This window comes from Pseudomonas sp. App30, assembly GCF_047947025.1.
Lineage (GTDB): Bacteria > Pseudomonadota > Gammaproteobacteria > Pseudomonadales > Pseudomonadaceae > Aquipseudomonas.
This window is the reverse complement of record NZ_CP133165.1, coordinates 4530711-4544794: the sequence shown is the minus strand read 5'-3', so window position 1 is coordinate 4544794 and position 14084 is coordinate 4530711. Positions and strand designations below refer to the sequence as shown.

The window sequence follows — 14084 nt, the reverse complement described above, 5'->3', positions numbered from 1 at the left end:
CTCAAGCACGTAGCTTCACCGTAGCCGACAACGTCGCGACTGCCTATAATGCGCCCCCTATGGCCAAACAAAAGAAACACCCCGAAGGGACTATCGCGCAGAACAAGAAGGCGCGACACGATTACTTCATCGAGCACAAGTTCGAGGCCGGTCTGGTCCTGTCCGGTTGGGAAGTAAAAAGTCTGCGTGCCGGCAAGGCGCAGTTGATCGACAGCTACGTCCTGCTCAAGGATGGCGAAGCCTGGCTGCTGGGCAGCCATATCACGCCCTTGACCGCGGCCAGTACGCACGTCATCGCTGACCCGGTACGTACCCGTAAACTGCTGCTGAACAAGCGCGAGCTGGAAAAACTGTTCACCCTGGTGCAACAGAAAGGCTACGCGTGCGTGGCGCTGTCCATGTACTGGAAGCAGCACCTGATCAAGTGCGAGATCGCGCTGGGCAAGGGCAAGAAGGAATACGACAAGCGCCATACCGAGCGCGAGCGCGATTCCGACCGCGAATTGCACCGCGCCGTGCGCACCAAGGGCAAGGACGAGTAGTCCAGCCCCTGGGGCGCCCTTGTGGGAGCGGGCTCTGCCCGCGAAAAGAACACCGCGTTGCTTCAGGCAAATCGCGGCGCCCTTTTCGCGGGCAGAGCCCGCTCCCACATGCCGCAATCAAAGCCCTTTGCGCCGCTCGGCCCGCGCCACGCGCTGCACCTGCTGCCTGACTTCATCCAGCACTTCCTGCACATACAGGATATGCCGGCTGGAGATCTCCCGGGCGTCTTCGGCACGCCCCTCGATAATGGCCTCGTACAGCTCGCGGTGCTGGCTGATCAGCATGTCGCGGGTCTCGCTGCGCTGCTGGTACATGCCACCAATGTTGATCACCACGTTGCGCTTGAGCAGGTCGAACAGCCCGCGGATGGTGTGCAGCAACACCGCGTTGTGGCTGGCCTCGGCAATGGCCAGGTGGAAATTGGCGTCGGCCGCGCCCTCCTCGGCCCGGGTCACGTTGTCTTCCCGCGCATAGCAATCCAGCAACGCCTCGAACGCTACCTTCAACCGCTCCCGGTCCAGCTCGGTGGCGCGCTTGGCCGCGTAAAACGCGCAGGACGCCTCCAGGGTGTGGCGAAACTCCAGCAAATCGCGCTGGGACTCGGGGTTGCTCTCCAGCAGCTGCATCAGCGGGTCGCTGAAGGTAGACCCCAGCGACTCCACGACATAGTTACCACCGCCCTGCCGGCTCATCAGCATGCCCTTGGCCACCAGCTTCTGGATGGCCTCGCGCAACGACGGCCGTGACACGCCAAACTGCTCCGCCAACGCCCGCTCGGCAGGCAGCCGCTCACCGGCACGCAGGGTGCCTTCCAGAATCATCCCTTCCAGCCGCTCGACGATATCGTCGGACAGACGGCGCTGCCGCACCTGATCAAACGCCATGAAACACCTCACCACTCATCCAACTGCGACCAAAGTTTCAGGGTGACAAATTGACACACTGACAGCAGGGCCTCTAACCTAGCACACATGCATTGTAAATTGGTATTACCAATTTGCCAATGCCAGTGCAGTGCCTGACCAACAACAATTAGGGGCCACCCCACATGCAAACCTGGCAACAACTCTACAGCCCGCTTGGCAGCCTCGGTTTATCCGCCCTCGCCGCCGTCATCCCGATCGTCTTCTTCTTCCTCGCCTTGGCCGTGTTGCGCCTCAAAGGCCACGTGGCCGGCAGCATCACCCTGGTGCTGGCGGTGCTGGTGGCGATATTCGCCTTCGGCATGCCCGCCGACATGGCCCTGGCGGCCGCCGGCTATGGCTTTATCTATGGCCTGTGGCCCATCGCCTGGATCATCGTGGCGGCGGTGTTCCTCTACAAGCTCACCGTGAAGAGCGGCCAGTTCGAGATCATCCGCAGTTCGGTGCTGTCCATCACCGACGACCAGCGCCTGCAGGTGCTGCTGATCGGCTTCTGCTTCGGGGCGTTCCTGGAAGGCGCCGCCGGCTTCGGCGCGCCCGTGGCCATCACCGCGGCGCTGCTGGTGGGCCTGGGTTTCAACCCGCTGTACGCCGCCGGCCTGTGCCTGATCGCCAACACCGCGCCCGTGGCGTTCGGCGCCCTGGGCATCCCGATCATCGTCGCCGGCCAGGTCACGGGCATCGACGCCTTCAAGATCGGCGCCATGGCCGGCCGCCAGCTGCCGCTGCTGTCGGTGTTCGTGCCATTCTGGCTGGTGTTCATGATGGACGGCATGCGCGGCGTGCGCGAAACCTGGCCAGCCGCCCTGGTGGCCGGCGCCAGCTTCGCCATCACCCAGTACTTCACCTCCAACTTCATTGGCCCGGAACTGCCGGACATCACCTCGGCGCTGGTCAGCCTTATCGCCCTGACCCTGTTCTTGAAAGTCTGGCAGCCGCACCGCAGCGCCGGCGACCACATTGCCGGCACCGCCGAGGGCGCATCGGCCGTGGCCAGCATCGGCGGCTTCGGCAAGCCGCGCACGCAGCTGGTCTCGCCCTACAGCCTGGGCGAGATCTTCAAGGCCTGGTCGCCGTTCCTGATCCTCACCGTGCTGGTGACCATCTGGACCTTGAAACCCTTCAAGGCCCTGTTCGCCGCCGGCGGCGCCATGTACTCGACGGTGTTCAACTTCGCCATCCCGCACCTGGACCAGCTGGTGATCAAGATGGCGCCGATTGCCGCCACGCCAACGCCCATCGCCGCGGTGTTCAAGCTGGACCCGATCGCCGCCACCGGCACCGCCATCTTCCTCGCCGCGCTGATCTCCATGGCCGTGCTGAAGATCAAGACGAAGATTGGTCTTACCACTTTCTTTGAAACCCTGTTCGAGCTGCGCTGGCCCATCCTGTCCATCGGCATGGTGCTGGCCTTCGCCTTCGTCACCAACTACTCGGGCATGTCTTCGACCATGGCCCTGGTGCTGGCGGCCACCGGCGCGGCGTTCCCGTTCTTCTCGCCGTTCCTGGGCTGGCTGGGGGTGTTCCTGACCGGTTCCGACACCTCCTCAAACGCGCTGTTCAGCTCGCTGCAGGCCACCACCGCGCACCAGATCAACGTCAGCGACACCCTGCTGGTGGCCGCCAATACCAGCGGTGGCGTGACCGGCAAGATGATCTCGCCGCAGTCCATCGCCGTGGCCTGCGCCGCCACCGGCCTGGTGGGCAAGGAGTCGGACCTGTTCCGCTTCACCCTCAAGCACAGCCTGTTCTTCGCCACCATCGTCGGCCTGATCACCCTGGCCCAGGCCTACTGGTTCACCGGCATGCTGGTGCATTGATGCAACACGCCCGGCGCTGCCCTGGGCGGCGCCGGTACTGATAACCCCGGCCCTCACGGCCGGCTAACCGGGCCAACCCGGAGACAACGCCTGATGAGCGAGCTTTTCCACAACGCCATGCCCAACGCCACCCGCGTTGCGCCCCCCATTCCCCAGCCGCGCCGCTACCCTGCGGCGAAGCCTGCGCGGGTGTACCTGTTCGGCACCTGCGTGGTCGACCTGTTCTACCCCGAGGCCGGCATGGACGCGATCCGCCTGCTGGAACGCGAAGGCATCCGCGTCGATTTCCCCCAGGGCCAGACCTGCTGCGGCCAGCCGGCCTACACCAGCGGCTACACCGACCAGGCCCGCGAAGTGGCGCGCGCGCAGCTCAAGCTGTTCGCCAACGACCAACCGGTGGTGGTGCCCTCGGGCTCCTGCGCCGGCATGCTGCGCCAGCACTACGCCGACCTGTTCAAGGACGAGCCTGAAATGTTCGAGCAGGTGCAGGCCCTGGCCGAGCGTACCTATGAGCTGGCCGAATTCCTGCTGCACGTGTGCAAGGTGCAGCTCAAGGACCGCGGCCAACCGGTGAAAGTGGCGCTGCACACCTCCTGCTCCGCCCGCCGCGAAATGAACACCCACCTGCACGGCCGCGCCCTGCTGGCGCAGCTCGGCAACGTCGAGCGCGTGGAGCACAGCCATGAAAGCGAATGCTGCGGCTTCGGTGGGACCTTCAGCGTGCGCATGCCGGACATTTCCGGCGCCATGGTGGCCGACAAGACCCGCAACCTGAAGGAGTCCGGCGCCCACCAGGTGCTCAGCGCCGACTGCGGCTGCCTGATGAACATCAACGGCGCCCTGGAAAAACAACGCGAAGCCCTGCGCGGCCAACACCTGGCCACCTTCCTGTGGCAACGCAGCGGGGGTGGCCAATGACCGGCCAGGCACGCATTCCCGCCGTCGAAATAGAAGACGACTTCCGCACCCGCGCCCACCAGGCCCTGGGCGACACGCAACTGCGCAACAACTTCCGCACCGCCATGGACTCGCTGATGACCAAGCGCGCCGTGGCCTTCGCCGACCCCGACGAGCGCGAGCAGCTGCGCGCCCTGGGCAACGCCATCCGCGCCCGCGCCCTGTCGAAGCTGCCCGACCTGCTGGAAACCCTGGAGCGCAACCTCACCCGCAACGGCGTCAAGGTGCACTGGGCCGAGACCGTGGACCAGGCCAATGCCATCGTCCAGGGCATCATCGACGCCCACGGCGCGCGCCAAGTGATCAAGGGCAAGTCCATGGTCAGCGAAGAGATGGAAATGAACCACGCCCTGGAGGCCCGCGGCATCGAATGCCTGGAGTCCGACATGGGCGAGTACATTGTCCAGCTGGACCACGAGAAGCCTTCCCACATCATCATGCCGGCCATCCACAAGAACGCCGGCCAGGTGGCGTCGCTGTTCCACGACAAACTGGGCGTGGAATACACCAATGACGTCGACCAGCTGATCCAGATCGGCCGCCGCGTGCTGCGGCAGAAATTCTTCGAGGCCGACATCGGCGTGTCCGGCGTCAACTTCGCCGTGGCCGAGACCGGCACCCTGCTGCTGGTGGAAAACGAAGGCAACGGCCGCATGACCACCAGCGTGCCGCCGGTGCACATCGCCGTCACCGGCATCGAGAAGGTGGTGGAAAACCTGCGCGACACCGTGCCGCTGCTGTCGCTGCTGACCCGCTCGGCGCTGGGCATTCCCATCACCACCTACGTCAACATGATCAGCGGCCCGCGCAAGGCCGACGAGCTCGACGGCCCCCAGGAAGTGCACCTGGTGCTGCTGGACAACGGCCGCAGCCAGGCCTTCGCCGACAGCGAACTGCGCCAGACCCTCAACTGCATCCGCTGCGGCGCCTGCATGAACCACTGCCCGGTGTACACCCGCGTCGGCGGCCACACCTACGGCGAGGTGTACCCCGGCCCCATCGGCAAGATCATCACGCCACACCTGGTGGGCCTGGCCAAGGTGCCGGACCACCCCAGCGCCTCGTCGCTGTGCGGCGCCTGCGGTGAAGTGTGCCCGGTGAAAATCCCCATCCCGGCCATCCTGCGGCGCCTGCGCGAGGAAAACGTCAAGGCCCCGGACAGCCCCCACCCCGTGATGCGCGGCCAGGGCAGCAAGTATTCGCGCAAGGAACGCTTCATCTGGAACGCCTGGGCCACGCTCAACCGCTCGCCGCTGCTGTACCGCGCGTTCAGCTTCTGCGCCACGCGCCTGCGCCGCCTGGCACCGAGCAACGTCGGCCCCTGGACGCAAAACCACAGCGCCCCACAACCCGCCGCGCGCTCGCTGCACGACCTGGCCCGCGACCACCTGGGAGACTCGAAATGAGCGCCAAGCAGAACATTCTGGGGAAACTGCGGCAAAGCCTGACCGGCACCACGCCCATTGTGGATAACTTCGACGAAGCCCTGGTCACCCGCCCGTGGACTTATCCACAAGGCGAGCGCCTGGCCCAGCTGCGCAAGCTGATGGAAGCCGTGCACACCGAAATCCACCTGACCACCGACGCCGCCTGGCCGGCGTTGCTGGCGCAGCTGCTGCGCGACCGTCAACTGCCCAACCTGCTGATCGCCCCCGGCACGCCCCACGGCCAGCGCATCAGCGCCCATTGGCAAAGCGAGCCTGGCCTGCCGAACCTGAAAGCCTACGACCGCCCCGTGGAAGAGTGGAAAGCCGAGCTGTTCAACGACACCAGCGCCGGCCTCACCAGCACCCTGGGCGCCATCGCCGCCACCGGCAGCCTGATCCTGTGGCCAACCCGCGAGGAACCGCGGCTGATGAGCCTGGTGCCGCCGGTGCATTTCGCCCTGCTGAAGGCCAGCCAGATCCACGACAACCTCTACAGCGTGCAACGCCAGTTTAACTGGGCCGCCGGCATGCCCACCAACGCGCTGCTAATCTCCGGGCCATCGAAGACCGCCGACATCGAACAGGTGCTGGCCTACGGCGCCCACGGGCCCAAGGATCTGGTGGTACTGATTCTGGAGGACCAATGAGCCTGCCCGCTGCCTTCCTGCGTGACGCCTGCCAGTTGATTCCGGCCGCACGCCGTTTCGACGACCCCACCTCCACCCTGGCCTTCGGCACCGACGCCAGCTTCTACCGGCTGATCCCCAAGCTGGTGATTCGCGTCGAGTCCGAAGACGAAGTGGTGGCCCTGCTCAAGCTGGCCCACCAGCACCAGGTGCCCGTCACCTTCCGCGCCGCCGGCACCAGCCTGTCCGGCCAGGCCATCAGCGACTCGGTGCTGCTGGTGCTGGGCGACAACTGGAACGGCCGCGAAATTCGTGGCCAGGGCACGCAGATCCGCCTGCAGCCCGGCGTCATCGGCGCCCAGGCCAACGCCTGGTTGGCGCCGTTCGGGCGCAAGATCGGCCCCGACCCGGCGTCGATCAACGCCTGCAAAATCGGCGGCATCGTCGCCAACAACGCCAGCGGCATGTGCTGCGGCACCGCGCAAAACACCTACCACACCCTGGCCGGCATCCGCCTGGTGCTGGCCGACGGCACCCGGCTGGACAGCGAAGACCCGGCCAGCGTCGCCGCCTTCCGCCACAGCCACGGCGCGCTGCTGGAGCGCCTGGCGGAACTGGGCCGCGAGACCCGCGCCAACGCCGAACTGGCCGCGCGAATCCGCCACAAATACCGTCTGAAAAACACCACCGGCCTGTCGCTCAACGCCCTGGTGGACTACGACGACCCGCTGGACATCCTCAGCCACCTGCTGGTCGGCTCCGAAGGCACCCTGGGCTTCATCAGCGCCGTCACCTACGACACCGTCATCGACCACCCCTTCAAGGCCTCGGCGCTGATCGTGTTCCCCAGCGTGGAAACCTGCTGCAACGCCGTCACCGTGCTCAAGACCCAACCGGTGGCCGCCGTGGAACTGCTGGACCGCCGCAGCCTGCGCTCGGTGCAGAACATGAAGGGCATGCCCGCGTTCGTCCGCGAATTGTCCGACGGCGCCTGCGCCTTGCTGATCGAAAGCCGCGCCGCCAGCCAGGCCCTGCTGCACCAACAACTCGCGCTGATCATGGCCGCCCTGGCGCCTTTCCCGGTGGAACGCCAGGTCGACTTCAGCGAAGACCCGGTGGAAAACGCCCGCCTGTGGGCCATCCGCAAAGACACCTTCCCGGCCGTGGGCGCCGTGCGCCAGACCGGCACCACGGTGATCATCGAAGACGTAACCTTCCCGGTCGAACAACTGGCCATCGGCGTCAACCGCCTCATCGCCCTGTTCGACAAACACCGCTACGACGAAGCCATCCTGTTCGGCCACGCCCTGGAGGGCAACCTGCACTTCGTCTTCACCCAGGGCTTCAACAACCCCGCGGAAGTGGCGCGCTACCAGGCCTTCATGGACGACGTGGCGCAACTGGTGGCGGTGGAATTCGGCGGCTCGCTGAAAGCCGAGCACGGCACCGGCCGCAACATGGCGCCCTTCGTCGAACTGGAATGGGGCCACGACGCCTACCAGCTGATGTGGCAGCTCAAGCGCCTGCTCGACCCCACCGGCATCCTCAACCCTGACGTGGTGCTCAGCGAAGACCCACAAATCCATCTGAAAAACCTGAAGCCACTGCCCGCCGCCGACGACATCGTCGACAAGTGCATCGAGTGCGGCTTCTGCGAACCGGTGTGCCCGTCCAAAGGCCTGACCCTCAGCCCCCGGCAGCGCATCGTGATGTGGCGCGACATCCAGGCGAAAAAACGCGCCGGCACCGACACCAGCGCCCTGGAACAGGACTTCCAATACCAGGGCATCGACACCTGCGCCGCCACCGGCCTGTGCGCCCAGCGCTGCCCGGTGGGCATCAACACCGGCGAACTGGTGAAAAAACTGCGCGCCCGCAACGCCCACAACCTCAAGGCCGCCACCTGGCTGGGCGAACACTTCAGCACCGCACTCAAGGGCGCGCGCTTCACCCTGCACGTGGCCAACGGCGCACGCCTGCTGCTGGGCGCGCCGCGCCTGGCCAGCCTGTCCGCCAGCCTCACCCGCGCCTCCAAAGGCCGCGTGCCGCGGTGGACCGCCGCCATGCCGCAACCGGAAAACGCCATCCGCATCAGCCCGCCGGTGACCGACGCCCGCCCCCGCGTGGTGTACCTGGCCGCCTGCGTGTCCCGCGTCATGGGCCCGGCCGCCAGCGACCGCGAACAAGCGTCCCTGCTCGACAAAACCCGCGGCCTGCTGGAAAAAGCCGGCTACCAGGTCATATTCCCCGCCAACCAGGACAGCCTCTGCTGCGGCCAGCCCTTCGCCTCCAAAGGCTACCCCGAGCAGGCCGAACACAAACGCCAGGAACTCATCGCCGCCCTGCTCACCGCCAGCCGCGGCGGCCTCGACCCCATCTACTGCGACACCAGCCCCTGCACCCTGCGCCTGGTGCAGGACCTTACCGACACCCGCCTGGACCTCTACGACCCGGTGCGCTTCATCCGCACCCACCTGCTGGACAAACTGGTGTTCACCCCGCAAGACACGCCCATCGCAGTGCACGTCACCTGCAGCACCCAGCACCTGGGCGAAAGCCAGGCCCTCATCGACCTGGCACGGCGCTGCAGCACAAAGGTCGTCATCCCCGAAGGCATCCACTGCTGCGGCTTCGCCGGCGACAAAGGCTTCACCACCCCCGAACTCAACGACCACGCCCTGCGCACGCTAAAGGATGCCGTCCAATACTGCGAAGAAGGCATCTCCACCAGCCGCACCTGCGAAATAGGCCTGAGCAGCCACAGTGGCATCGACTACCACAGCCTGGTCTACCTGGTAGACCGCGTCACCCGCCCACGGGCACTCTGAGGCCTGCAAAAAGCCGATCCCGTAGCCGCTGCCGCCAGGCTGCGCTGGCCTTATGACTCACTGAAAATCTTCAGGCTTCATACCCAGCGCAGCCTACCGCAGGGGCTATAGAAGTATTCTGTTGCAATTGAAATGGCTTTTTCACACTATCGCCGCGCAAATATTTCGAACCCCTTGCACCCCCCAAAGTCCATCTATCAAGGCCTGCTAAAAAGGCTCAATCGCGCTCGGTGCCTGAGCCTTTCCTGGTCGGCGCTGCCGAGTCTTCCACGTCGAGGAGACTTACCATGAAACGCCTTACCCTGACCGGCCTGTGCATGGCCGCCGCCCTGATGACCTCCCACGCCTTCGCCGCCGACGACCTCTGCGCCGCCAACCTGCAGAAAATCGACGACGCCGACAAAACCGCCGGCAGCGCCTCCGCGCAAATCATGGAAACCAACAAGGAAGACATCCAGAAAGCCCAGGCCGCCCAGGCCAGCGGCGACAAGAAAACCTGCATCGCCCTGTCCACCCGCGTGCTGGGCGACATCGACAAAGCCACCAACACCGACGGCAAATCGCAGTAAAGCCGTCCAGACGTGACAGACGGTCGACTCCCGCCACGTTTTGCCGTACACTGAGCGTCCTGCCCGCTAGCGCGGACAGGCAAGAGCAGAAAGCGGGGCCGATTAGGATTCGACGCCGGTAACGAAACTCTAGGTGCATGCCGAGTGGGTAACAGAACTCGTAAATCCACTGTTGCAAACTTTATAATTGCCAATGATGACAATTACGGGGAATTCGCTCTCGCCGCGTAAGCGGTGTTAGCTTTCCCTTCTGGTAGCTTCGGCTCCAGCAATCGTTAGAGGATGTCTGTAAACTCGAAGCGATTGTCATATAGAACAGAATCGTCGCCTAGTACGTTGTGGACGAAGCGCCTAAAACTTACACAACTCGCCTGAAGCACCCTGCCCGTCGGGCGGCCGAGGGTTAACTTAGTAGACACGGCTAAGCATGTAGAACCGACAGCAGAGTACTGGCGGACGGGGGTTCAAATCCCCCCGGCTCCACCAAATGATCAAAAAAAGACGTCCACGGACGTCTTTTTTTGTGCCTGCGATCCAGTAAATACGCGGCCTCCAGCGCTTTTACGGTCTTTTGAGAGTTTCTGAGTTCCAGCCATTCTGGTATTCCAGACGGTCTTCCAGTCCATCCGGTGCTAATCTTTGGAATACCGAATCAGTGCCTGAGGACAATCTCATGCCTGCCCAAAACCTCCGCCTCTCCGATCGACAGCTCAAGGGAGTCAAACCCGCGTCCAAGGATTACGTCCTCACTGACGGTGACGGTTTGCAGCTCCGCGTACGCAGCAACGGCTCGTTGCTGTGGAATTTCAACTACCGCGAACCGCTCACCAAAAAGCGCATTAACATCGGCTTCGGGACCTACCCCGAACTGTCACTGGCGAACGCACGAAAGAAGGCAGTCGAAGCGCGCGAGCTACTCGCCCAGGGCATCGATCCGAAGGTGCAGCGCAATACGTTGAATGAAGTCAAGCGCGCAGAAACGGAACACACCTTCGAGAACGTGGCCACCGCCTGGTTCGAGCTCAAGAAAGACTCGGTCACCCCTGCCTACGCCGAGGACATTTGGCGATCGCTCACGCTGCACGTGCTCCCCGACCTGAAGACGACGCCACTCGCGAAAATCACCGCGCCGATGGTGATCGAGTTGCTTCGTCCGATCGAAGCGAAAGGCAGCCTGGAGACGGTCAAGCGTCTTAGTCAGCGGCTTAACGAGATCATGACCTACGGCGTGAACTCCGGCCTGATCATCGCCAACCCGCTCAGCGGCATCAGGGCAGTATTCAAGAAGCCCAAGAAAGAGAACATGGCTGCGCTTCCGCCCGAAGAGCTCCCCGAGCTGATGCTGGAGATCGCGAACGCCAGTATCAAACGCACGACCCGCTGCCTGATCGAATGGCAGTTGCATACTATGACTCGGCCAGCAGAAGCGGCGACAACTCGCTGGGCAGACATCGACTTTGAAAGGCGTGTCTGGACTATCCCTCCGGAGCGGATGAAGAAGCGCCGCCCACATAGCATCCCGTTGAGTGATCACGCTGTCGCACTGTTGGAGTCACTGAAGACTCACAGCGGCCATCGCGAATACGTCTTCCCGGCAGACAGAAATCCGCGCACCCACGCCAATAGCCAGACCGCCAACATGGCGTTGAAGCGCATGGGTTTCCAGGATCGTTTGGTCAGCCACGGCATGCGTTCGATGGCGAGCACTATCTTGAATGAACATGGGTGGGATCCGGAGCTCATCGAAGTGGCTTTGGCGCACGTCGACAAGGATGAGGTGCGCAGCGCCTACAACCGAGCCGACTACATCGAACGCCGGCGACCGATGATGGCCTGGTGGAGTGAGTACATCCAGAAAGCCGCCACCGGCAGCTTGCTCGCCTCAGCGTACGGCCAAGTCAGAGACAAGAACGTGGTGCCGATTCGCTAGCGCGGTACAGGCGCAAGAACTGCAGAAACAACTGAACGTTCAAGATTCGGGGCAAGCAGCCTCACTTATCCGCTTCTAAGCGCGGGTCCATCCAAACAGGGCTGCAAAGCCGCCCTGTTTGGATGGACCTTACTTTGAAGAGCTAAAAGCGATCACGTTGCCCAGGATTTACCACGGAATTCCACCGGTGGATAACCGCTCTTCAAGTCCAAAGTGGCGCTGAATTTCGAACCTTGACCGGGTTTATCCACAGGCGTAGAACTGGCCGTGCAAGCGCTGTCGATGACAGCAACCCCAGGTGGCCCGAACCTTGAAGGTCACGCCGCTCTCGCGGTGGTTCCCCCCAAAAGGCGATTCGCGTCCGGCAGCTCGCCAGGTCACCTCCCCGGTGATGGATGCCTACTTCAGATCATGGCCCTCGTGCGCCAGACGACACTTCCTACTTCGCTGCCCTGCAGCAACCTATCCGCTTGGCCGAATCTTGCGCCAACCTGCGCCCGTCTCTTTCTCTTGGAAAGAGACGGACGCTCCCACCACTGCTGCAGCCCATATAGAACGGGGCTTTGCCGCAACCCTCCTCGTGACAATCGGCGTGACAAACGCTGATGTCACCAGCAACAGCGATGTAGATGATGGCGCCGCAGACCAGGAAATGGACTGCACCTGACTGACAGTCAGGCATGCCCCGGTCATCGCATTACTGCTTCCACCCGGCTCAGGATCTCGCGGCACCGGTCTCGTCAGCCAGTGCAGCCTCCACCCGCCCACCGGTATCGGTGCTCAGGAGGCCAGATCATGAGATGCCCTTGCTCCCGGTCGTAAGGAACCGCCAGTCCCGCGTAGTGGACACCCCCCACAGGTCGCAGGGGCCTTGATCCCTGATAACACTCAGCATTCTTGGCGGGAAGACGTGGGGCGAGGACGGGAGAACGAAAAGTGAGGTGACCGACATGGCATTAGTGGGTAGGCGCGGTGGTCGTAATTTCGGTTACGGCAGGCAGTTGAGCTATGCAGGACCGCAGGCGCTGAAAGATATGTTCGGCTGTGGCCACTACGGCACGGTTAAAGCGCACTGTGATCGGTGGCTGGCATTCGTGAAGTGGTGCCGCTCCGAACAGGGGCCCGGTATCAATGATGCGCGGCAGATTGATCGGAAGGTGTTGGCCGACTATGCGGCGTATCTACGCGACGTGGTTGGGCGCGGTGACCTCGCCGTCAGTACCGCACAAAACCGGCTATCCAGCGTTAACAGGACCATGGCGGCGCTTCGCGGTGATCAGTACGTGAAGTTACCAAGCCCGAGCAAGGCGTTGGGTATGCAGCGCACCAGGGTTCGCCAGTCGGTGCCGCAAGGGCAGGATCGCGCGCAGGTGCAGCAGATTGTCGATGTGCTTTGTAATCGTGAACAGCTACGCGCGGGGGCGATGATTCAGATGGCACGTGCCACTGGGATGCGGTTGCGCGAAACAATATTGGCTGATTTGCCCAGATTGATCCGTGAGGCTGACAGGCTCGGCAAGATCAATATCCAGGAGGGCACGAAAGGCGGCCGAGGTGGTGCATCTGCGCCACGATGGATTGCAGTGCATCAACATATTCGGGATGCACTGAGGTTTGCGGCAAAGGTGTCGCCGAAAGGTAGCCGTAACATGATCGCGCCAAGCGAGAGCTATGCGAACGTGTTGCAACGAGTAGCCGGGGCATCGCGGGACGTCCTGCATAAAAACGCCCTGAAAGGATTTCATGAGTTGCGCGCGGCGTATGCCTGTGAGCGCTACGAGCAGATTACCCAGCATCCTGCACCGATTAATGGTGGTCATTGCTATGCCATCGATCCGCGCCTCGACCGTGAGGCTCGCATACAGATCAGCTATGAGCTAGGGCATGGCCGGATTGAGGTAGTCGCTGCCTACATCGGGGGACGGGTATGACCAAGGCGTTTGATATGGAGGTGTTCTTGGCTGCCGCGCTGACTGGGTCTCACGCGACGCGGCAGCGACACTTGCGCCAAGCGAAGATTATCCAGGCTGCAATCGTACAGCGATGGCAGCGCGAGTCGCCTTGGGGATGGAAACGGAAGCATCTAGCTTGGTTTCTCAAACATAGCCTGAAACATCGCGGTGAGGGCACACGATATTACTATCTGCTCACTGTTCGACTGATCACCCGACGCCTAGAAACGTCATGGGTTTTCGATCTTTGAAAAGAAATAGGGCCTCCGCTGCGAGCGGCGGCCAGAATCGGCCAGGAGCCGTCACCGAGATGCGTGGATGAAGCGATTTAAGTTCTGCTCCGAAGGTCAAACTAGCTTTAACTTCGCTAGGAAGGCCAAGCCAATACGGACTGAATGGATACTCGACAAGGAATTGAACAGTCGCGACGTAGATTGGACAGCTTGATGGCCTATTGCTACGCTAAATTGGTTCTCTGACATTGGCTGACACACAAGGAATAGTGCTTT

11 protein-coding genes and 1 other RNA gene are annotated in these 14084 nt (G+C 63.0%); 11 read left to right on the top strand and 1 reads right to left on the bottom strand.

From position 1 onward, the window contains the following. Window positions 1-59: 59 nt before the first annotated feature. Window positions 60-542 carry an SsrA-binding protein SmpB gene (gene smpB / locus RAM80_RS21170; protein ID WP_008373856.1) on the top strand — a complete coding sequence of 161 codons (483 nt, stop codon included), beginning with the start codon at window positions 60-62 and terminating at the stop codon, window positions 540-542. Between the two features lie 117 nt (window positions 543-659). Here the strand turns inward: smpB and RAM80_RS21165 are convergent, their stop codons facing one another. Then, a complete protein-coding gene (locus RAM80_RS21165; protein WP_416422385.1) occupies window positions 660-1427 on the bottom strand; it encodes a GntR family transcriptional regulator in 768 nt (255 codons plus the stop codon). Window positions 1428-1591: 164 nt separating this feature from the next. Between RAM80_RS21165 and RAM80_RS21160 the strand changes: the two genes are divergently transcribed. The 10 genes from RAM80_RS21160 to RAM80_RS21115 all read left to right on the top strand — a co-directional run bounded on the left by RAM80_RS21160 (window position 1592) and on the right by RAM80_RS21115 (window position 13826). After that, complete coding sequence (locus RAM80_RS21160) at window positions 1592-3286, top strand: lactate permease LctP family transporter (protein ID WP_416422384.1); 1695 nt, start codon at window positions 1592-1594, stop codon at window positions 3284-3286. A 93-nt stretch (window positions 3287-3379) separates the two neighbouring features. Further along, window positions 3380-4204: a (Fe-S)-binding protein gene (locus RAM80_RS21155; protein WP_416422383.1), complete on the top strand. Its 825-nt coding sequence runs from the start codon at window positions 3380-3382 to the stop codon at window positions 4202-4204. Further along, the gene (locus tag RAM80_RS21150; protein ID WP_416422382.1) at window positions 4201-5649 is read left to right on the top strand and encodes a LutB/LldF family L-lactate oxidation iron-sulfur protein; all 1449 of its coding nucleotides are present in this window, start codon (window positions 4201-4203) and stop codon (window positions 5647-5649) included. The genes RAM80_RS21155 and RAM80_RS21150 overlap by 4 nt, the downstream gene beginning before the upstream one ends. After that, window positions 5646-6317: a LutC/YkgG family protein gene (locus tag RAM80_RS21145; RefSeq protein ID WP_416422381.1), complete on the top strand. Its 672-nt coding sequence runs from the start codon at window positions 5646-5648 to the stop codon at window positions 6315-6317. The genes RAM80_RS21150 and RAM80_RS21145 overlap by 4 nt, the downstream gene beginning before the upstream one ends. Further along, window positions 6314-9124 (top strand): FAD-binding and (Fe-S)-binding domain-containing protein, encoded by a 2811-nt coding sequence (locus tag RAM80_RS21140; RefSeq protein WP_416422380.1) that lies wholly within the window; start codon window positions 6314-6316, stop codon window positions 9122-9124. Before RAM80_RS21145 ends, RAM80_RS21140 begins: the two co-directional genes overlap by 4 nt. 287 nt (window positions 9125-9411) lie before the next feature. After that, window positions 9412-9693, top strand: a complete 282-nt coding sequence (locus tag RAM80_RS21135; RefSeq protein WP_416422379.1) for a hypothetical protein — start codon at window positions 9412-9414, stop codon at window positions 9691-9693. 94 nt (window positions 9694-9787) lie between these two features. Next, window positions 9788-10179: a transfer-messenger RNA gene (gene ssrA, locus RAM80_RS21130) on the top strand. Window positions 10180-10366: 187 nt separating this feature from the next. After that, window positions 10367-11623 carry an integrase domain-containing protein gene (locus RAM80_RS21125; RefSeq protein WP_416422378.1) on the top strand — a complete coding sequence of 419 codons (1257 nt, stop codon included), beginning with the start codon at window positions 10367-10369 and terminating at the stop codon, window positions 11621-11623. A gap of 950 nt (window positions 11624-12573) precedes the next feature. Continuing rightward, window positions 12574-13554 (top strand): integrase domain-containing protein, encoded by a 981-nt coding sequence (locus tag RAM80_RS21120; RefSeq protein WP_416427533.1) that lies wholly within the window; start codon window positions 12574-12576, stop codon window positions 13552-13554. Next, complete coding sequence (locus tag RAM80_RS21115) at window positions 13551-13826, top strand: hypothetical protein (protein WP_122554816.1); 276 nt, start codon at window positions 13551-13553, stop codon at window positions 13824-13826. The genes RAM80_RS21120 and RAM80_RS21115 overlap by 4 nt, the downstream gene beginning before the upstream one ends. The last annotated feature ends 258 nt before the right edge of the window (window positions 13827-14084 follow it).